Annotated in this window: 21 protein-coding genes; 6 read left to right on the top strand and 15 right to left on the bottom strand. The window is 71.2% G+C overall.

Annotated features, from left to right (window positions below):
- The first annotated feature begins 23 nt into the window (after positions 1–23).
- On the top strand, positions 24–566 hold the full coding sequence (locus tag ACIPTO_RS10835; RefSeq protein WP_366323475.1) for a PPA1309 family protein: 543 nt from the start codon (positions 24–26) through the stop codon (positions 564–566).
- A gap of 162 nt (positions 567–728) precedes the next feature.
- Here the strand turns inward: ACIPTO_RS10835 and ACIPTO_RS10830 are convergent, their stop codons facing one another.
- From ACIPTO_RS10830 to ACIPTO_RS10815, 4 genes are all read right to left on the bottom strand, one after another.
- Positions 729–1,826, bottom strand: coding sequence for a PDZ domain-containing protein (locus tag ACIPTO_RS10830; RefSeq protein ID WP_366323477.1), 1,098 nt, complete (start codon positions 1,824–1,826; stop codon positions 729–731).
- A gap of 53 nt (positions 1,827–1,879) precedes the next feature.
- Entirely contained in the window at positions 1,880–2,044 is a 165-nt protein-coding gene (locus ACIPTO_RS10825) for a hypothetical protein (RefSeq protein ID WP_266772351.1), read from the bottom strand.
- A gap of 145 nt (positions 2,045–2,189) precedes the next feature.
- Positions 2,190–2,651, bottom strand: a complete 462-nt coding sequence (locus tag ACIPTO_RS10820) for a molybdenum cofactor biosynthesis protein MoaE (protein ID WP_366323480.1) — start codon at positions 2,649–2,651, stop codon at positions 2,190–2,192.
- Between the two features lie 163 nt (positions 2,652–2,814).
- Complete coding sequence (locus ACIPTO_RS10815; RefSeq protein ID WP_366323482.1) at positions 2,815–3,927, bottom strand: SDR family oxidoreductase; 1,113 nt, start codon at positions 3,925–3,927, stop codon at positions 2,815–2,817.
- A gap of 192 nt (positions 3,928–4,119) precedes the next feature.
- On the opposite strand from ACIPTO_RS10815, the gene ACIPTO_RS10810 reads away from it, so the two are divergent.
- Together ACIPTO_RS10810 and ACIPTO_RS10805 are read left to right on the top strand one after the other, a co-directional pair.
- On the top strand, positions 4,120–5,559 hold the full coding sequence (locus ACIPTO_RS10810; RefSeq protein ID WP_401190765.1) for a zinc-dependent metalloprotease: 1,440 nt from the start codon (positions 4,120–4,122) through the stop codon (positions 5,557–5,559).
- Entirely contained in the window at positions 5,556–6,077 is a 522-nt protein-coding gene (locus ACIPTO_RS10805) for an NUDIX hydrolase (RefSeq protein WP_401190763.1), read from the top strand. Before ACIPTO_RS10810 ends, ACIPTO_RS10805 begins: the two co-directional genes overlap by 4 nt.
- Positions 6,078–6,153: 76 nt before the next feature.
- On the opposite strand, the gene ACIPTO_RS10800 is transcribed toward ACIPTO_RS10805, so the two are convergent.
- The 4 genes from ACIPTO_RS10800 to ACIPTO_RS10785 all read right to left on the bottom strand — a co-directional run bounded on the left by ACIPTO_RS10800 (position 6,154) and on the right by ACIPTO_RS10785 (position 9,972).
- Complete coding sequence (locus tag ACIPTO_RS10800) at positions 6,154–6,909, bottom strand: AIM24 family protein (protein ID WP_366323488.1); 756 nt, start codon at positions 6,907–6,909, stop codon at positions 6,154–6,156.
- 16 nt (positions 6,910–6,925) lie between these two features.
- Complete coding sequence (locus ACIPTO_RS10795) at positions 6,926–7,606, bottom strand: AIM24 family protein (RefSeq protein ID WP_366323490.1); 681 nt, start codon at positions 7,604–7,606, stop codon at positions 6,926–6,928.
- Positions 7,607–7,617: 11 nt separating this feature from the next.
- Complete coding sequence (locus tag ACIPTO_RS10790; protein WP_401190761.1) at positions 7,618–9,261, bottom strand: TerD family protein; 1,644 nt, start codon at positions 9,259–9,261, stop codon at positions 7,618–7,620.
- Between the two features lie 114 nt (positions 9,262–9,375).
- Positions 9,376–9,972 carry a M48 family metallopeptidase gene (locus tag ACIPTO_RS10785; RefSeq protein ID WP_266772337.1) on the bottom strand — a complete coding sequence of 199 codons (597 nt, stop codon included), beginning with the start codon at positions 9,970–9,972 and terminating at the stop codon, positions 9,376–9,378.
- A 218-nt stretch (positions 9,973–10,190) separates the two neighbouring features.
- Between ACIPTO_RS10785 and ACIPTO_RS10780 the strand changes: the two genes are divergently transcribed.
- Together ACIPTO_RS10780 and ACIPTO_RS10775 are read left to right on the top strand one after the other, a co-directional pair.
- On the top strand, positions 10,191–11,417 hold the full coding sequence (locus ACIPTO_RS10780) for a TOMM precursor leader peptide-binding protein (protein WP_401190758.1): 1,227 nt from the start codon (positions 10,191–10,193) through the stop codon (positions 11,415–11,417).
- Complete coding sequence (locus ACIPTO_RS10775; RefSeq protein ID WP_401190756.1) at positions 11,410–12,795, top strand: ABC1 kinase family protein; 1,386 nt, start codon at positions 11,410–11,412, stop codon at positions 12,793–12,795. Before ACIPTO_RS10780 ends, ACIPTO_RS10775 begins: the two co-directional genes overlap by 8 nt.
- Positions 12,796–12,903: 108 nt before the next feature.
- Here the strand turns inward: ACIPTO_RS10775 and ACIPTO_RS10770 are convergent, their stop codons facing one another.
- The 5 genes from ACIPTO_RS10770 to ACIPTO_RS10750 form a co-directional block, all read right to left on the bottom strand.
- On the bottom strand, positions 12,904–13,113 hold the full coding sequence (locus ACIPTO_RS10770; RefSeq protein ID WP_366323498.1) for a hypothetical protein: 210 nt from the start codon (positions 13,111–13,113) through the stop codon (positions 12,904–12,906).
- A 132-nt stretch (positions 13,114–13,245) separates the two neighbouring features.
- Positions 13,246–13,572 carry a hypothetical protein gene (locus tag ACIPTO_RS10765; protein WP_366323500.1) on the bottom strand — a complete coding sequence of 109 codons (327 nt, stop codon included), beginning with the start codon at positions 13,570–13,572 and terminating at the stop codon, positions 13,246–13,248.
- Complete coding sequence (locus tag ACIPTO_RS10760; RefSeq protein WP_266772327.1) at positions 13,569–13,937, bottom strand: WhiB family transcriptional regulator; 369 nt, start codon at positions 13,935–13,937, stop codon at positions 13,569–13,571. Before ACIPTO_RS10760 ends, ACIPTO_RS10765 begins: the two co-directional genes overlap by 4 nt.
- Positions 13,938–14,110: 173 nt before the next feature.
- Entirely contained in the window at positions 14,111–14,431 is a 321-nt protein-coding gene (locus ACIPTO_RS10755; protein WP_366323502.1) for a hypothetical protein, read from the bottom strand.
- Between the two features lie 168 nt (positions 14,432–14,599).
- Positions 14,600–16,798, bottom strand: a complete 2,199-nt coding sequence (locus tag ACIPTO_RS10750) for an ATP-dependent DNA helicase UvrD2 (protein ID WP_366323504.1) — start codon at positions 16,796–16,798, stop codon at positions 14,600–14,602.
- Positions 16,799–16,981: 183 nt separating this feature from the next.
- Here ACIPTO_RS10750 and ACIPTO_RS10745 point away from each other — a divergent pair, with 183 nt between their 5' ends.
- Complete coding sequence (locus ACIPTO_RS10745) at positions 16,982–17,224, top strand: mycoredoxin (protein WP_328829229.1); 243 nt, start codon at positions 16,982–16,984, stop codon at positions 17,222–17,224.
- A gap of 41 nt (positions 17,225–17,265) precedes the next feature.
- Here ACIPTO_RS10745 and ACIPTO_RS10740 read toward each other — a convergent pair whose 3' ends face one another.
- Positions 17,266–17,913 carry a methyltransferase domain-containing protein gene (locus ACIPTO_RS10740; protein ID WP_401190752.1) on the bottom strand — a complete coding sequence of 216 codons (648 nt, stop codon included), beginning with the start codon at positions 17,911–17,913 and terminating at the stop codon, positions 17,266–17,268.
- Between the two features lie 16 nt (positions 17,914–17,929).
- Entirely contained in the window at positions 17,930–18,874 is a 945-nt protein-coding gene (gene nudC, locus ACIPTO_RS10735; protein ID WP_401190750.1) for an NAD(+) diphosphatase, read from the bottom strand.
- Between the last annotated feature and the right edge of the window lie 21 nt (positions 18,875–18,895).

Here is an 18,895-nt window from a genome sequence, read left to right as displayed (position 1 = left end):
ATGAACGAGGCAGGATTGTGACCATGTCCAACACTCCCATGGCGGCGAACCCCCTCACCCGGGCCGTGCTCGAGATCGACGAGTACGCCTCCGGCCTCGGCTGGGACCAGCCCGCCCGCCTCTTCGCCCTCGTAGACACCGCGCGGCTGCGGGCCCAGGAACCCGGCCTCGCGGCCCAACTCGGCCTGCGGGACGAGCCCGAGACCACCGGTCTCACCCCGATCGAGCAGGAGGAGATCCCGGCCGGAAAGCCGCTGGACGAGTTCCTCGGCACGATCGCCTGGCCCGACGCGGTGGCCGGCTGCGCGCTCACGGTCGAGCGCCTGATGCTGCCGCCGTCCGCCGAGGCCTCGGTCCCGGAGGGCCTGAGCGGGCAGAAGCTCACCCAGTGGGTCGCCCGGCACCCCGACCGCCAGGAGGTCCGCATGACGGTCGCGGTCCTGCGCGACGGCAGCCGCGACTCGGCCCTCCGCCTGCGCGAGAAGGACTCTCCCACGGAGGTCCTCACCGGCGGCGCCCTGGTCCCCGGCCTGGCGGAGGCCCTGTCGGCCACCTTCGAGGACTGACGCCGTCCGGCACGGGTCCGGTACTCCGGGTACAGGTCCGGTGCTTCGGCTACGGCTCCGGTGCTTCGGGTACGACTCCGGGGGCGCCCTTCTGCTGGAGGGCGCCCCCGGAGTCGTAGCGAGGTCTTCCGAAGAGAGCGAGGTCTTCTTAGGAGGGCCTGTTCAGCTCTTGGTGCTGCACTTCGGGAGGTCGGCGGTCTTGCCGCTGCTGATCAGCTTCAGGGAGCTGATCGCGTCCTTGATGGTGTTGACCTTGACCAGCTTCAGGCCGCCCGGGGTGTCCTTGGCCGCCTCCGCGCAGTTGTCGGCGGGGGTCAGGAAGTACTGGGCGCCCTTGCTGCGCGCGCCGACCGTCTTCATCGAGATGCCGCCGATCGGACCGACCTTGCCCTCGTCGTCGATCGTGCCGGTGCCCGCGACGAACTTGCCGCCGGTGAGGTCGCCCGGGGTGAGCTTGTCGTAGATGCCGAGCGCGAACATCAGGCCGGCGCTCGGACCGCCGACGTCCGCCAGCTTGATGTCGATCGTGAACGGGAACGTGTGATCGGTCCCCGCGGAGATGCCCACGATGGCGCGCTTGGCGCCGGTGTCGTCGGAGGTCGCGGTGGTGATCGTGACGTCCTTCGTCGCCGTCGCCGTCTTGTTCGCCTTCACCGCGGCGGCCTGGTCCTTGGCGGGCACGATGGTGAACACGACGTTCTCGCCGGGCTTGTGCTTGGTGACCAGCTTCGCGACGTCGTCGGGCTGCTTCACCGCCGTACCGTCGACCGCCTTGATCACGTCACCGGCGTGCAGCTTGCCCTCGGCCGGGGTGCCCTTGACGACCGTGGAGACGATCACCCAGGACTTCACCGGGATGCCCAGCTGGTCCAGGGCGGCGACCTTGGCGCTCTCCTGGGACTGGCTGAACTCCTCGGCGTTCTCCTGGGTCGACTGCTGCTCGGTCTTGCCGTCCGGGTACAGCGTGTCGTGCGGGACGATCTTGTCGTCGTGCGCGAGCCAGCCGTACACGGCCTCCATGAGGTTCATGTTGTAGTCGGCGCTGGTGACGCGGACCGTCGTCATGTTCAGGTGACCGGTCGTCGGGTAGGTCTTGCGCCCGTTGATCTGCAGTACCGGCTCGCCGTCGTGGTCCCCGAGCGTGTTCACCGTCGGGCCCGGCGACATCTCCGAATACGGGACGTTGATGAGGACTCCCGCGCACAGGAGCGCGATCAGCATCAGGGTGGAGGCGAGCATCGTCGCGGTGCGGCGTGGCATGGCACGACAGTACGGGACGCTTCTGTCAGCGCACCGTCAGGGCCGTCTTCCGATCAGGTACCGGAATGGGACTTCTCCATCGCCTCGCGGAAGCGCGTATAGCCGTCCAGTTCCGGACCGTCGCTGCGCGCCTTGCGGGTCCGATTGGCCCAGCTTCCCCACACGCCGGCACCTATCGCAGCCGCCAGCGGAATCAACAACCAGGCGAGTGCCGCCATGCCGACCTCCCAACCCCGGATGAGTGAACTCAACTGACTGATCAGCAGATTAGCCAGCCCCACTGACAACGCTCATGCCCGGGGGGCGGTTACGCAACCGGAAGAGGGCGGACGGCAGGGCGGACGGGGCGGGTGTGATCGTGCGTCAACAGGCGCCGACCCACTCCTCGGTGCCGTCCGAGAACTTCTGGTGCTTCCAGATCGGCACCTCGTGCTTGAGGTCGTCGATCAGCTTCCTGCACGCCTCGAAGGCCTCGCCCCGGTGCGGACACGACACGCCGACGACGACCGCCAGGTCCCCGATGCCGAGATCCCCCACACGGTGGACGGCGGCGAGCGCCCGTACCGGGTACTCCGCGACGACCTTCTCGGCGACGCGCCGCATCTCGTCCTCGGCACTGGGATGGGCCGAGTACCCCAGCTCGTCGACGTCCGCCCCGCCGTCGTGGTTGCGCACGGTCCCCACGAAGAGGGCCATCCCGCCTGCCGCGTCGTCCCCCACGGCCCGGAAGACCTCGTCCACGGAGAGGGGCGTCTCCCGGATCCCGATCAACTTGATGGGATCCTGCGCGGCCAGCTCACCGGGGTGGTCGATCGTGGGTGCCATGCCTCCATCGTGCCGCACCTCGCGGACAGCGAGGAATACCACTTTCACCAGGCACGCGCGTGTGCGGGTTTGGAGTGTCCTACAGGGGTGGGCTCGACGGGGTCGGCGTGTTCCTGACGTCCCGGGTGCGCTCGGAGGGAGCGGGCACCGGGCGTCCCGCCCGTCAGATCCGCCGACGGGCCTTCCGGGCCCGGCGTACGACCGCCGCCGCGCCCAGCAGGGCGACCGTCGCGCCCGCGGCGCCCGCCGCCGTCGCGTCCTTGCGGCCGAGGCGGCGCCCGGCGACCGTGTGCCGGCCGGAGACCTCCTCCAGCAGCTCCGCGAGCACTTCCTCGTTGGTCCACCGGGGCCGCCAGCCCGCGTCGTGCAGCCGGCTCCCGCTGACCACCCACGGGTACATCGTGTAGGCGAGGTCGCCGGCCGGGGACGGGGTGAGCCCGATGCGGTGCAGCCGGGCCGCCGCGCCGAGGGCGACCGCGGACGGCAGCTCCATGCGGCGGATCCCGCTGAGCTCCTCGACCTCCTCCTGCTCCAGCCATCCGTCGCAGCCGACGGCCAGCTCCCCTTCGACCTTCTCCAGGACCGCGTACTCCAGGGCACTGCACAGGTCCTCGACGTGGCAGAACTGCCAGGCGGGCCGCGACCCGGCCACCACCAGCAGCCGGGGCGACTCGAAGTACCTGGTCAGCGCGGTGTCGGTGCCGCCGACGAGCACTCCGGGGCGGACGACGGTGACGTTGAGCCCGGGGTGCGCCCGGGGCGCGCGGCGCGCGAGGCGCTCCACCTCCAGGAGGTCGCCGACACCGGTGGCCTCCGCGGTGGCGCGCAGTTCGGCGTCCTCCGAGAGCGGCAGTTCGTTGTCGGGCAGCGCGCCGTAGACCATGGCCGAGGTGCACAGCACGACCCGGTGGACCCCGGCCGCCGCGGCGGCGGTGAGCACGGTCTGCGTCCCCCGGACGTTGTACGCCGAACGGGCGGCCGGGTCGGTCTCCAGATCGAGGTCCAGCGCCAGATGGACGACGACGTCCGCGCCGCGCAGCTTCTCCGCGATGGCCGGATCCCGTACGTCGAGGATGTGCCACTGCGCCGCGGCGCACTCGCCGCGCCGCTCGTCGATGGCGATGACCTGCTTGATCTCCTCGGAGGCGGCGAGCCGCTCGGTCAGCAGCGCCCCGATCCCGGACGCGGCGCCGGTGACCGCGACGACGGGCCCGCGCACGGCGGGACTGGTTGAGTGGTTTCGCGCTGCGCGAACCTGCGGATCTGGGGAACTCACCGGGCGTCTCCAGCGGTTGTCTTCAGTACGGATGCGCGTGACGCGTCCGGACCAGGTGGCATCCATCCTGCCGCAGGCCGGGTCTCGGCGAAGCACCGAGGCCTGATCGGCCCGCGGTGTCTACGCTGGGTGGTGTTGAAGGGCAGTCGCGCCGTCGGAGAGAACCGGCGGCCTTAACAGCCGAGGAATCCCGTGAGTGACACCCCATTCGGATTCGGCCTTCCGCCGGAGGAGCCGGACGACGGCGACGAGGGCAAGAAGAAGGACCAGCAGAGCGGTGGTGGTCAGGGACCGGCCAACCCGTTCGGTTTCGGCGGCCTGCCGGGTGCCGGTGGCCTGGGCGGCCCCGGCGCGGACAATCCGCTCGCAGCCATGTTCGGCTCGCTGAACCCCAATGACCTGGGCGCCGCGTTCCAGCAGCTGGGCCAGATGCTCTCGTACGAGGGCGGCCCGGTGAACTGGGACATGGCCAAGCAGATCGCCCGCCAGACGGTCTCCCAGGGCACGCAGGACGGCGTCAAGGACGCGAGCATCGGCCCCGCCGACCGCAGTGCCGTCGAGGAGGCGGTGCGTCTGGCCGACCTGTGGCTGGACGACGCGACCTCGCTGCCGTCCGGCGCCGGGAGCGCCGTGGCGTGGTCCCGCGCGGAGTGGGTCGAGGCGACCCTGCCCGCCTGGAAGGAACTCGTGGATCCAGTCGCCGAGCGTGTCGGCGCGGCCATGGGTGACGTCCTGCCCGAGGAGATGCAGGCCATGGCGGGCCCGCTGATCGGCATGATGCGCTCGATGGGCGGCGCCATGTTCGGCACGCAGATCGGGCAGGCCGTGGGCGTGCTCGCGGGCGAGGTCGTCGGTTCGACCGACATCGGCCTGCCGCTCGGCCCGGTCGGCAAGGCCGCGCTGCTGCCGCTGAACATCAAGGCGTTCGGCAAGGACCTGGGCGTCCCCCAGGAGGAGGTGCGGCTCTACCTCGCCCTGCGCGAGGCGGCCCACCAGCGCCTGTTCGCGCACGTCCCGTGGCTGCGCTCGCACCTGTACGGCGCGGTCGACGGGTACGCGCGCGGGATCAAGGTCGACACCGCGAAGCTGGAGGACGTGGTCGGCCAGTTCGACCCGGCGAATCCGGAGCAGCTGCAGGACGCCCTCCAGCAGGGCATGTTCCAGCCGGAGGACACCCCGGAGCAGAAGGCCGCCCTGGCCCGTCTGGAGACGGCTCTGGCGCTCGTCGAGGGCTGGGTCGACGCGGTGGTCCACGCGGCCGCGAAGCCGCGTCTGACGTCCGCGGACGCGCTCCGCGAGACCCTGCGGCGCCGTCGCGCGACGGGCGGTCCCGCCGAGCAGACGTTCGCCACGCTGATCGGCCTGGAACTGCGTCCGCGCCGGCTGCGCGACGCCTCGCGTCTGTGGGCCTCGCTCACGGACGCGCGCGGTGTCGACGGCCGAGACGGCCTGTGGGCCCACCCGGACATGCTGCCGACGGCCTCCGACCTGGACGACCCGGACGGCTTCGTGCACCGCGAGCAGATGGACTTCTCCGAGCTGGACAAGATGCTCGGCGAGGCGGCGAGCGGCACCGCGGAGAAGCCGGACCTGAAGAAGGACGAGGACTCCGAGGACGACGGCACCGAGTGAGCCTGTACGACGACGCGGTCCTCGTGCTCAAGAGCTTCGAGGGCCAGGAAGAGCTGCGCCAGGCCTACCTGGACCACCTGTCCGCCCACCCGGACGGCATGTGGAAGTCCTGCCACTCCGGGCATGTCACGGCGAGCGCCCTGGTGATCGACCCGGAGCACGGCAGGGTCCTGCTGACCCTGCACAGGAAGCTGCGGATGTGGCTCCAGATGGGGGGTCACTGCGAGCCGGAGGACACCTCCATGACATCGGCGGCGCTGCGCGAGGCCGCCGAGGAGTCCGGCATCCCGGGCCTGACCCTGCTGCCGGGCGGCCCGGTCCGCCTGGACCGCCACGCGATCCCCGCGCCGTGCCACGTCCACTACGACGTCCAGTACGCGGTGCTGGCGCCCCCGGGTGCCGTCCAGGAGATCAGCGACGAGTCCCTCGACCTGCGCTGGTTCCCCTACGCCGAGGTGGCGTCCGTGGCGGACGAGTCGGTCGTACGGCTGCTGGAGGCGACGCGCGCCCGGCTCTGAGCGAGGTGGGGCACGCGCCGAACGTGTAAGGGGCGCCCGCGATGACGGGCGCCCCTTACGTCTGTTTTCCGGACCCTCAGCTCCAGGCGTTGCCCTGGTTCTGCCCGTGTGCGCCGTGCTGGCCCATGCCGAACTGCGCGGCGACGCCCTGGCCGATCGCGGCGTTCTGCGGCGGCAGCAGTTCGCTGGGCTGGACGAGCGCGTAACCGCTGCCCATGAAGCTGAGCTCCCAGCCCTCACCGGTGTTGCCCCGGCGCCGCCACACCCCGGAGGAGTGCGTCTGGGCCTGCATCTGGACGCGCAGACCGGTGGACCAGGCGACGATCGCGTCGGCGTCGCAGTTGACGTACTTGTCGGGCGTGACCTGCATCATCAGGGGCGCGCCCGAGGTCATCAGGGCGACCTTGCCGTGGCCGCTGATGTTGAGCTGGTACTTCCCGGAGCCGGAGATGCCGTACTGGCTGTCCACGGCGATGATCTCGTGGTGCAGCGAGGAGTCCATGGCGAGGACGTAGCTGCTGTCGACGGTCAGGCCGTCCTGTTCCACGTCCACCACGTGGATGTGCTGGGCGAGGTTGGCGAGGAAGAGCGTGCCCTGCCCGTGGCAGCGCATGAGGCTGAGGCCCTCGCCGGTGACCGCGCGGGCGTAGGCCTGCTGGGTGCTCTGGTACTCGGCGTCGAACTCGACGAGCCCCTGGTAGGCGACCATCGTGCCCTTGCGGGCGAGGATGTCGTCGTGGCCCTCCAGGACGATGCGCAGCATCTGCTGGTTCTGGAGGCTGTAGCGGTCCTGGGACTGCGAGTCGTTGAACGCGAAAAGCGGGCTCTGCATGGTGTCGTGCTCCCCCTCAGCCCCGGAACCGGAGACGGTCGGTGCTGTCCTCGCTGGGCTGGACGACGACGATGCCCGTCCCGGAGAAGGCCATCTGGTAGGCCTCGCCGCTGCCGCGGCCGATCAGCGACTGCGCCTTGAAGCTGCGCTTGCCCTTCACCTTGAGGTTCGGGGACCAGGCGACGAGCGCGTCCGGGTCGACGTACGTCTCGTCCTCTCCACCGCCGCAGTCGACGACGATCGGCTTGCCCCGGGAGGTCAGCGCGACCCACCCCTGGCCGCTGATCTTCGTGTTCCACAGGCCCTGGCCGGCGAACTTCGCGAGCCCCTTGACCCGCTCCACGCCCCACGTGAGGTGGGAGTCGAAGGCGAGCAGGTTGGTGGCGTTGACGGAGATCCCGTCGCCGTTGAGGTTGATCACGACGACGTCCGCGCCGTAGTCGGCGAGGTAGAGCAGTCCGTCGCCGGAGCACTTCATCAGGGGCGCGCCCTCCCCGGTCATCCAGTCGCGCGCGATCTGGCGCACGGCCGGCGGGTTGGGCTCGTACTGGATGAAGCCCTCGTAGGCGATCATCGAGCCCACGCGCGCGAAGAGGTCGCTTCCGGTCTGCATGGCGACCTTCAGCATGTTGTTGCCGTGGTTCTCCATGCGGGCGGAGACGGGCGCGGGGGCGTAGCCCGCGAGCGGCTGGTTCATGACGGGCTCCCTCAGACCTCGTACGGCTGGACGACGATGAAGTTGCCGGGGGCTGCCCGGAACTGCAGGTTGACGCTCTCCCCGGTGTCGCCCGGATAGGCGTTGCGGCGCATCCGGACCTGGCTGGAGACGATCACCTGGGCGGCCGCGGACCAGGCGACGACCGCGTTGCAGTCGGCGAACGTGGTCGGCGTGACGGGCAGCACCACGGGCGAGCCGTGCGTCTTGACGACGATGGTGCCGGTCCCCTGGAACTGCATCGTGAACAGCGCGCCCCCGGGGATGCCGTGTCCCTCGATGCGTCTCACCTCGTACTGGAGGCTCTCGTCAAAGGCGAGGACGTTCTCCGCGGAGACGCAGATCGCGTCCCCCTGGAGCTCGACGGGGTGCAGATAGGTGGAGTTCTCTGCGAGGAAGACCTGGCCGTGGCCGGTGCAGCGCATCAGCTGCATCTCCTGGCCGGTCGCGTTGCCCACGAGCCGTCCGGCGAACCCGGCGCCCTTGTAGGCGAAGTCGACCTTGCCCTGGTAGAGCACCATGCTGCCCTGGCGGGCCAGGACGGGCTGGCCGCCGATGCCGAGGTCGACGCGGATCAGCTTCTTGTTCTGCTGCGTCCAGCGCTGCCCGGTGGGCGTCTCCTTGAACTTCTCCAGCGCGGCCGACACACCGGCGCCCTGGGGAGTGCCCTGGGGCACTCCGTAGCCGGCGGCCTGGCCGGGGACCTGCCCGAAGGACGGCTGCTGCCCGTAGCCGGGAGGCGCGGGAGGCTGTCCGTAGCCGGGCGGGGGCGGCGGTGTCTGTCCGTAGCCGGGAGGCGCGGGCGGCTGACCGTAGCCGGGAGGCAGGGGCGCGCTCTGGCCCGGGGCCTGCTGGCCGTAGGGCGCGGGAGCGGGCGCCGGGGGCGGCACGGGGGCGCCGCCGGGCGGGGTCATCGGCGCGATGATCGTCGGTGCGCCGTGCACGGAGGGTGCGGGCGCCGGGGCCGGCGGGGGCGTGAAGCCCTGCGGGGCAGGCGCGGGCGCCGGGGCGGACGGGGCGCCGAACGCGGGCGGCGCGGCGCCCTGCGGCGGCGGGGCGAATCCCGGGGCGGCGCCGGACTGCGGCTGCGGCGCGGCGGGCGCCTCCTCCTCCAGGACCTCGCCGCCGAAGTTCTTCAGCAGCGCTTCGAGGCCGCCGTCGAAGCCCTGTCCGACGGCCGCGAACCGCCAGACGTCCTTCAGGTAGAAGTCGCCCAGCATCACGGCACGCTCGGTGGTGAACTCCGAGCCGTTGAACGAGTAGCGGGCCACCTCTTCGCCGCCCGCGACGATCCGGACGTACCCGGGGGCGATCTGCGACATCTGCCCGGCGCCGTCGATCGTCGCCGTGAAGGCCAGCTTGTGGATCTGCGGCGGGATCCTGTCGAGCGTGACGCGGAACGACTCCGAGTCGCCCGCCTGGGCACCCAGGAGCTGGATGGACTCCTCGGGGGACTTCGGCTGGTTGAAGAACACGAAGTACCGGTCGTCCGAGAGCCGTTCCCCGGCGTCGAGGCCGAAGCAGCTGATGTCGAACGTCAGTCCGGGGCCGGTGATCTGCACGCCTACGTACAGATCGGTGCCCGCGGTGAGGTCACTGATCTTGGCCTTGTGGCCGCGTTGGAATTCCCTGGCCATGCGTAACGACCGTCCCCCATCCCGAATGCGAGTGCGTCGCGTCAGGCTAACGGCAATCCCGGACACCTGAGGATGTCGGTACAGACCCGGTACACAATCCCCCACAAGGGGATGTCATTCGTCGCGGGCGCCCGGCGGGTGGGGCAGCCGCTCGGCCGCGACCACGCCCTCGAGGTAGCCCTTGGCCCGCTCGGTGCGCGGATACGCCTCCAGGAGCCGCCAGAACCGCGGCCCGTGTCCGGGCACCAGGAGATGCGCCAGCTCGTGCAGCAGCACGTAGTCGACGACGTACTCGGGCATGCCCTGGAGCCGGTGCGAGAGGCGGATGCTGCCCTCGGAGGGCGTGCAGGAACCCCAGCGCGTGTTCTGGTTGGTGACCCAGCGCACCGAGGTGGGCCGGGCGCGGCCGTCGAAGTACTGGGCCGACAGCCGCTCGGCGCGCTCGGCCAGCTCAGCGTCGCCGAGCACGCGTTTGCTCTCCTGGGCGGCCAGCTTGTCGAGCATGACGGTGACCCAGCGCTTCTCCTCCGCCTCGGACATGCGGGCGGGGATGAGCACGACGGTGCGATCGCCCTCGCGGTACGCAGAGACGGTTCGGCGCCTGCGCGCGCTCCTGCGGACCTCGATCGCGCTCGCCCCCGGGCCGCCTGGCGGCAGGCTCGTCGTACTGCGCTGTGGTTTTCCGGCGCTGTGCAGTGGGTCGGCGGGCACGGCTCGACGTTACCCTCTGCACACGCGGGAAGTCCCGCCCCCGGGACGGTTCGGTGTCGATCGCCCACCAAGCGTTTGATTCGTACGACGAATCCCCACAGCCTGTGGACAACTTTCGGCACCCGCGGGCAGGACCGTGCACGCTGGCATGACCGGCGGAGCACCGACCCGTTCCACCGGCTCACAGGACGTACTTCCGAGGGCTACGGGGGCCTGTCATGCATCCGATGGTGAAGCCCGCGCTGCGGCGCGGCTGGCGCGATCTCAACACCGTGCAGTTCGGGATGACACCGGCGCACGCGCTGACGCTGGGCCCCATGGACACGGCGACGGGCAGTTTCCTGGACCTCCTCAACGGCACCCGCGGACTGCCTCTCCTGCGCGAGGAGGGTCACCGGATGGATCTGCCCGAGGGGCATGTCGACCGGCTGGTGGAGGGGCTGACGCGGGCCGGTCTGCTGGACGACGCGACCGGCGGCGGCCCCGCGGCCGACGCCCTCCGCGCGAGGAAGGACGTCCTCGACCGGCTGCGCCCGGACCTCGCGTCGCTCTCCCTGACCACCGCCGAGCCGGGCGCGGCGCTGGGCCGTCTGGCGGCGCGTCGCGCGCTGCGGGTGCAGGTGCGGGGCGCGGGCCGGGTGGGCGCGGTGGTCGCCGCGCTGCTGTCGGGCGCGGGAGTCGGCGAGATCGCTGTACGTGACGGTGGTGTCACCGAACCCTGGGACGTCGCTCCGGGCGGGCTGCCCGCCGAGGCGGTCGGCGAGCGCAGGGACGAGGCGGCGCGCCGCGCGGTGCGCAGGGCGGCACCGGGCCGCCCGCCGCGCCGGACCTCGCGGGCCGCGTCGGAGGACGGCGGCCCCGGATTCTCCCTGGTGGTCCTCGCCCCGCGTGACGATGTCGCCGTGTACGCGCCGGACCCGGCCGCCGCCACCGACCTGATCGCCTCGGGGACCCCTCATCTGTACGCGGGTGTCGTGGAGGGCACCGGGGTCGTGGGCCCGCTGGTCCTGCCCGGCGAGACGTCCTGCGCGGGCTGCCTGCACCACGCGCGCACCGACCGCGATCCGACCTGGCCCCGGCTGGTCGCCCAGTGGCGCTCCGGCAGGCAGCCCCAGGTGCGGCCCTGCGATCTGACGCTGGCCACGACCGTCGCCGGGCTGGCGGCCGCGCACGCGCTCGCCTTCCTCGACGGGCAGTCGCCGTCGAGCACGGGCGCGCGCTGGGAGGTCTCACTACCCGCTCTGCACTGGCACGCGCGACCGGTCTGGGCGCATTCCGGCTGCCCCTGCGGAGCCTCGGAGAAGGGCCCGGAGAAAGGTAAGGAGGGACACACCTCTACGGACGAGGATCGACACGCGACAATGGCAGAGGACCGGCCTTCGAGGGATGTGCGCCGTAAGGCGGACTCGGGCCGGCCGGCCGGGACTTGGAGGGCGCATGTCTGATCTTCCCCGCAAGGCGGTCACCCGTACCGCCAAGCTCGCCGCGCTCCCGCTCGGCTTCGCCGGGAGAGCGACGTGGGGGCTCGGCAAACGGATCGTGGGCGAATCCGCGGACATCGTCGGCCGCGAGCTGCAGCAGCGCACGGCCGAGCAGCTGTTCAAGGTGCTCGGCGAGCTCAAGGGCGGTGCGATGAAGTTCGGGCAGGCACTGTCCGTCTTCGAGTCGGCGCTGCCCGAGGAGGTCGCGGGCCCCTACCGCGCCGCACTGACCAAGCTCCAGGAGGCCGCGCCACCGATGCCGACACGCACCGTGCACGGTGTGCTGGAGGAGCGGCTCGGCGCGGACTGGCGCGAGCTGTTCCAGGAGTTCGAGGAGAAACCCTCGGCCGCCGCGTCGATCGGCCAGGTGCACCGGGCGGTGTGGCACGACGGCCGCGAGGTCGCGGTCAAGGTGCAGTACCCGGGCGCCGGCGAGGCCCTCCTGTCCGACCTGACCCAACTGAGCCGTTTCGCCCGCCTGTTGGGCCCGCTCATCCCCGGGATGGACATCAAGCCGCTCATCGCCGAGCTGCGCGACCGGGTCTCCGAGGAGCTGGACTACGCCCTGGAGGCACAGGCTCAGCAGGTGCACGCGGAGGAGTTCGAGGGCGACCCGGATGTCGTGGTGCCCGCCGTGGTCCACCAGTGCGACCAGGTCCTGGTCACGGAGTGGATGGAGGGGATCCCGCTCTCGGAGGTGATCGCCGACGGCACCCAGGAGCAGCGCGACCGGGCGGGCCAGCTCCTGGCCCGCTTCCTCTTCTCCGGCCCGGCCCGCACCGGCCTCCTCCACGCGGACCCGCACCCGGGCAACTTCCGGCTGCTGCCCGCCGACCCCGACGGCAAGGGCGACGACTGGCGGCTGGGTGTCCTGGACTTCGGCACGGTCGACCGCCTCCCCGGCGGCCTGCCGACGCCCATCGGCGACTCCCTGCGCATGACGCTCGACGGCGACGCCGACGCGGTCTACGAACTGCTGCGCACGGAGGGCTTCGTCAAGGAGTCGATAGAGCTGGACCCCGACGCCGTCCTCGACTACCTCGTGCCGATCATCGAACCGGCCCAGGTCGACGAGTTCACCTTCACCCGCGGCTGGATGCGCAGCCAGGCCGCCCGCATCGCCGATCCCCGCTCCCCCGCCCATCAGTTGGGCAAGCAGTTGAACCTGCCGCCGGCGTACCTCCTGATACACCGGGTGACATTGAGCACAATCGGCGTGCTGTGCCAGCTGGGTGCGACGGTGCGGCTGCGCGAGGAGTTGGAGGAGTGGCTGCCGGGGTTCGTACCGGAGGACGAGTACGAGGAGTTCCTGGACGACGAGGACCCCGCGGCGGAGGCGTGAGCCGGAGGTCGGTGATGGGCCGGGGGTGCCGGGGGCCGGTGGGCCGCCGGGCGGCGCGCGGCCCTGTGACGCCCGGCCGGGTTGCCTGCGGCCTGGCGTCGTGCGGGGCTACCACCAGGCCGGGTCGAGCCGTCCTTCGATCGCCCTGAGGTTCTCCCTCGCGCAGGTGTCGCAGAGGTAGTGCCGGGTTCCGTGCTCCATGGAACAGGTCCAGGTGGGCTGCGGGTCCTCGGACCGGACGCCGCAGCGGGCGCACACCAGAGGCTGGGGCTCCGCGGTGGAGGCGCTGGCGTCACTGTCTCCGGGACGACTCGTCACCCGGGCGACGATACGCCGTACCCGGGGATCCGCGGCCTGAACGCACCGCGGGGCCGGTCCGTTCGGACGGACCGGCCCCGCGGGGAGCTTTCGCCTCCCGGGTCGGGAGGCCACCGCTTCAGGTGTGAGCGATTACTGCATGACGGCCATGGCGAGCGCACGGCGGGCGCGCATCGAGGCACGCTCGGCCCTGCGCTGCATCCGGCGAGCGGTCGCCAGGCGCACGGCCCGGCGTTCCCGCTCGGCGTCCTGCATGCGCTCGTGCATATGCGCACGAGCCAGGGCTTCTGGGATGAGTTGCATCTCTCGGGTCCTGTTCTGGCGCGACTCGGTCGCACCCGGGGTGGTGAAGTCTGGGATCGCGGAGCCCGCGGGCTCGCTGGGAGTGGACGGCTTCATCGGGGCCTGCTTCTTGGGGTCGTGCGTGAGGGGGCGGTCGATCGTTCCGAAGATGTTCATGCCGTGACCGGGTTCTTGCGCGGACGGCCACGGGGCCGCTTGCGGGCCACGACGACACCCTGGACGAACAGCTCGCCACCCCAGACGCCCCAGGGCTCGCGCCGCTCCTTGGCCCCGGCGAGGCAGGCCTCGATCAGCGGGCAGGTGCGGCAGAGGGACTTGGCGTACTCGACATCGGCCGGCGACTCGGCGAAGAAGACCTCCGGGTCGTAGGAACGGCAGGGGACGGGCACGCCGAGGTTCTCGATGGCGTCGTCGAGCGCGGTGAGCGCAGTGAGCGGAGTCAAGGTGGAGTCCTCCGTGAGGCCGGGCGGGGTGATCGTTTCGGAAGGCGGTACGGACGGGGCGTGCGCTTCGAGTTGCACGGTTGTTCTTCCTCGTCTGGTCGGTCCGGCCCTGTTGGGCGGGGTGTCGGCTTGGTACCGGGTTCTTTTCTTGTCCCGAGGCCCCTTCGCTCCGTCGTCCCCGTTCGGGGAAAACAGAAGGGCCGCGGATCCCGGATGGGGTTCCGCGGCCCTGAAGGCGCCGGCCTGATCGATCAGGCTGGATCACTCCAGGGTTCTGGCCCACGGAAGGCCCACATCTGGTGGTGCTGCGTCGTCGTCTGCTTCCGGCCTCCGGCACCGGCCGCAAAGGCATAGGCCTGCGCCTGTGCCGCTACTGCTTCCAGTGCCTTGGTCGGTCGCTCATTGCGCTCACGGACGGGAAGGACCGCGAGAGACAGTGCGGACGCCGGACGGACGGCGGAAATGCCGGACAGACCGGTGCCCAGGTTCGAAACGCCGAGCATGCACAGGGAGACGACCGAGGGATCGGTCATTTTCACGGTGCTGCTGGAGCTGGTGTTGATGCTGATCACTGGAATCGCCTCCTCTCGGCGTCTCGGGGGACCGGGGGTGAACCCGGCCCTTCGGATATGCAAGTACAACACGGGATCCAGGCCTTCGAGAAGGCCCCCTGTTCCCGTGTCTAAGAACCTATGGGGATTGCTGGGGCATGCGCAAACTATTTTTTCGACGAGTTTGAATCAGTCCTCCGCGGCACCCTCCGCAGGCTCCTGACCGCCGCAGATGGCCAGGACATCGGCCCCGTAACGGTTGAGCTTGCGTACGCCGACGCCGGGGATCCTCGCGAGTTCGCCGTCGTCGTCGGGGACCGTCTCGGCGATCGCCATCAGCGTCTTGTCGGTGAAGACGCAGAACGCCGGCTGGCCGCTGCGCTGCGCCTGGACCTCCCGCCACTCGCGCAACCGCTCGTAGATGCCCTCGTCCATGTCGGAGGGGCAGTCCTCGCAGCGCATCAGCTTCATCTCACCAGCCTCGGTGAGCGTGCGGCCGCAGACCCGGCAGCGGGCCACGGTGCGCTGGGTCCGCCGCGGGACGGCCTTGGGGCCGCTGCTGGTGAAGCCGCGCTCGATACCGCCGGGGGCGACCGCGCCGGGTCTGGCCGCACCGCCGGTGGAGCCGGGGCGCAGGCCGTTGAGGAAACGGCTGGGGCGGCGGCTGGGGCGGCCGCCGGGTGAGCGGGACAGGGCCCAGGAGACGTGCAGACGCTCTCTGGCGCGGGTGACGCCGACGTAGAGGAGACGGCGCTCCTCCTCGATCTGCTCGTCGGTCTTCGCGTAGGTGATCGGCATCATGCCCTCGGCGACGCCGACCAGGAAGACGACGTCCCACTCCAGGCCCTTGGCGGAGTGCAGGGAGGCGAGGGTGACGCCCTGGACGGTCGGGGCGTGCTGGGCGTTGGCCCGCTCGTCGAGTTCGGCCACGAGGTCGGCGAGGGTGGCTCCGGGTCTGGCGGCGGCGAAGTCCTGGGCGAGGTTGACCAAGGCGGCCAGCGACTCCCAGCGCTCTCTGACGGCGCCGGAGCCGGCCGGGGGCTCGGTGGTCCAGCCCTCGCCCGAGAGGACGGCACGGACCTGGGAGGGCAGGTCGATGACGTCGTCCAGGAGGGAGTCGTTGCCCCCGAAGCGGGCCGCGCCGCGCAGGGCGATGCCGGCCTTGCGCACCTCGGGGCGGTCGAAGAACCGCTCCGCGCCGCGCAGTTGGTAGGGGACCCCGGCGTCGGCGAGTGCCTGTTCGTAGGTCTCGGACTGGGAGTTCGTCCGGACGAGGATCGCGATCTCGCTGGCCGGGACGCCCGCGTCCATGAGTTCGCGGATGCGGCGGGCGGCGCCCTCGGCCTCGGCGGGCTCGTCGGTGTACTCGGCGTAGACGGGCTCGGGTCCGGCTGCGCGCTGGGAGATCAGCTCCAGGCGGTGGTCGGCGGCACGGCCGCGGGCCTGGGAGAGCAGGCCGTTGGCGAGGTGGACGACCTGGGGTGTGGAGCGGTAGTCGCGGACCAGCTTGACGACGGTGGCGCCGGGGTGGCGGGTGCGGAAGTCGAGGAGGTGGTCCGGGGTCGCTCCGGTGAAGGAGTAGATCGTCTGGCTGGCGTCGCCGACGACGCACAGGCTGTCGCGCTCGCCGAGCCACAGCTCCAGGAGACGTTGCTGGAGGGGGCTGACGTCCTGGTACTCGTCGACGACGAAGTGCTGGTACTGCGAGCGGACCTGTTCGGCGATGTCGTGCCGGTCCTGGAGGACGGCGACGGTGAGCAGCAGGACGTCCTCGAAGTCGATGACCGCGCGGTCGCGCTTGACGTCCTCGTAGGTGGCGTAGAGCTGGGCGATCTCGGCGGGGGCGCGGGGGACGTCGCGGCCCGCCTTGGCCGCCGCCGCCGCGTAGTCCGAGGGCACGGTCTGGGTGACCTTGGACCACTCGATCTCCGCTGTGACGTCCCGCAGTTCGCCGCGGTCGAGGCGGATGCGACAGGCGGCGGCCGCGTCGGCGACGAGCTGGATCTTGCGGTCGACGAGTCGGGGCATGCTGCCGCCGATCGCCTTCGGCCAGAAGTACTGGAGCTGGCGCAGCGCCGCCGAGTGGAACGTGCGCGCCTGGACTCCGGTGGCGCCGAGCTGGCGCAGCCGGCCGCGCATCTCGCCGGCGGCGCGGTTGGTGAAGGTGACGGCCAGCACGCTGGAGGACTGCAGGACCCCGGCGCGCACTCCGTAGGCGATGCGGTGGGTGATCGCCCGGGTCTTGCCCGTGCCGGCTCCCGCCAGCACGCACACCGGACCGCGCAGGGCGGTGGCCACTTCGCGCTGCTCGGGGTCGAGCCCTTCGAGCACCGCGTCGGCCGAGTCCGGTACCTGCGGGAAGAGGGAGGAGTGCGTTGCTGCTGTCACACCGCCATGCTGCCAGGTCGCCGGAGACAGGTGAGTCGGTTGTCCACAGGGAGGCCCCCGCAGTCGTACTAATGCGGCAGGCGTCACGTGCCGCGGGATACCCCCGGCGGGAATGGCGGCCGTGTCGCGTACGTTCTCCCCACTGCGAGGACCCATCCCCGAGCTGTTGAGGAGCGCGAGAGAATGTCGGGCACTGTGACGATGTACAGCACCACGTGGTGCGGTTACTGCCGTCGGCTGAAGGGCCAGATGGACCGCGAGGGAATCGCGTACACCGAGATCAACATCGAGCAGGACCCGGCGTCGGCGGCGTTCGTCGAGAAGGCGAACGGCGGGAACCAGACGGTCCCGACCGTGCTTTTCGAGGACGGTTCGACGCTGACGAACCCTTCGCTGGCCCAGGTCAAGCAGAAGATCGGCGCCTGAACGACGCACCGCGCGCGACTCCGAAGAGGGCGGCCCCGTGATCAGGGGCCGCCCTCTCGGCGTTCTCGCGACGCGACCGGCTTGTCCCACACGACGATGTAACGCCACAGGAGCCGTCGCCGGTACCGCGCCCCGGGCAGCAGCCGCCGGACGTTCCGGCGGGCCTCTCCCCAGGACGTGGACGTGTCCTCGACGGGCATGCCGACAGGCCCCAGTTTCCCGCCGTGCCGTCGCGCCAGGAACCGGCTCACGGGCAGTCCGCAGCCGCTGATCATCCGGTCCAGGAACGTCTTGTTGTACGCCAGGCCGACGATCACCAGTCGGCCGCCGGGCGCCAGCAGGCTCACCAGGCGGGTCACGGCGTTCGCGAACTCCGTGTGGTGGACGACGGCGACCGCGCTGACGAAGTCGTACGTGCCGTCGGGGTCGTACGTGCCGTCGACGAGCGAGGTTCCGTCGAGGTAGTCGGCCTCTACGAAGGTGACGTTCTCCGGAACGTCCGCGCGAGCGAGCCGGATCATCTCGGGCGAACGGTCCACGCCCGTCACGGACCCGGCCCTGCCCGCCAGCTTGCGGGCGAGCAGGCCGTCGCCGCAGCCGACGTCCAGGGCGGTGCGGCAGCCCTCCGGCACGGCGTCCACCACCACGGGGTGGTAGTGGACGTTGTGGTTCCAGTAGGGGTCGGTCATCGGCGCCCCGGTCGGCTCAGACGAAGGTCCGCGTCGGCAGCGGCTTGCCGTACCAGAGCTCGATCAGGCGGGCCGCGATCGAGATGCCGTACGGCGGGAGCACCTCTTCGGCCTCGAAGGCGGCGCGGAGTTCCTCCCGGGAGAACCAGCGGGCCTCGTGGATCTCGTCGCCGTCGACGTTGATGTCGGTCGAGGTGGCGCGGGCCATGAAGCCGAGCATCAGGCTGGACGGGAAGGGCCAGGGCTGGCTGGCGACGTACTCGACGTGGCCGACGGTGATACCGGCCTCCTCGAAGACCTCGCGGCGCACCGAGTGCTCGATGGACTCACCGGGCTCCACGAAGCCGGCGAGCGTCGAGAAGCGGCCCTCGGGCCAGTGGACCTGGCGGCCGAGCAGGATGCGGTCCTCCTCGTCGGTGACGGCCATGATCACGGCGGGGTCGGTGCGCGGGTAGTGCTCGGCGCCGCACGCGGGGCAGCGGCGGATGTGGCCGGCCGCGGCGATCACCGTGCGCTCGCCGCAGCGGGAGCAGAAGCGGTGCAGACGCTGCCAGTTCTCCAGGGCGACCGCGTGCACCATCAGGCCGGCGTCCCGGGGCGACAGCAGCAGGCCGGCCTCGCGCAGGCCCGCGGGCCGCGCCGACTGGTCGATACGACCGGGCAGGGAGTCCTTCTGCAGGGCGAAGTAGCTGACGCCGTCGTCGTCGGTGCCCAGGAAGTAGCGGTGCGCCTCCGTGAGGGGGGCCTCGAACGACGGGGTCATGACGAGTTCGGTGCTGCCGTCGGGCGCCTCGTCGATGAGGGCCTGGCCGCCGGAGACCACGAAGCAGCGGGTGGTGGGGTGGCTCCACGCCGCGGCGAGCCAGGCCTCGTCGAGCCGGTGGTGGGCGGCTCGGTCGATGCCGCTCGGGGCGGTGAGCGAGATGGGTCGATCGGCTGTGTGGTCGGTCCAGGTGGTCACGGGTGCTTCCAACTCCCCCGG

This window comes from Streptomyces sp. NPDC090083 (assembly GCF_044747445.1).
Lineage (GTDB): Bacteria > Actinomycetota > Actinomycetes > Streptomycetales > Streptomycetaceae > Streptomyces.
This window is presented reverse-complemented; position numbering and strand designations above follow the sequence as displayed.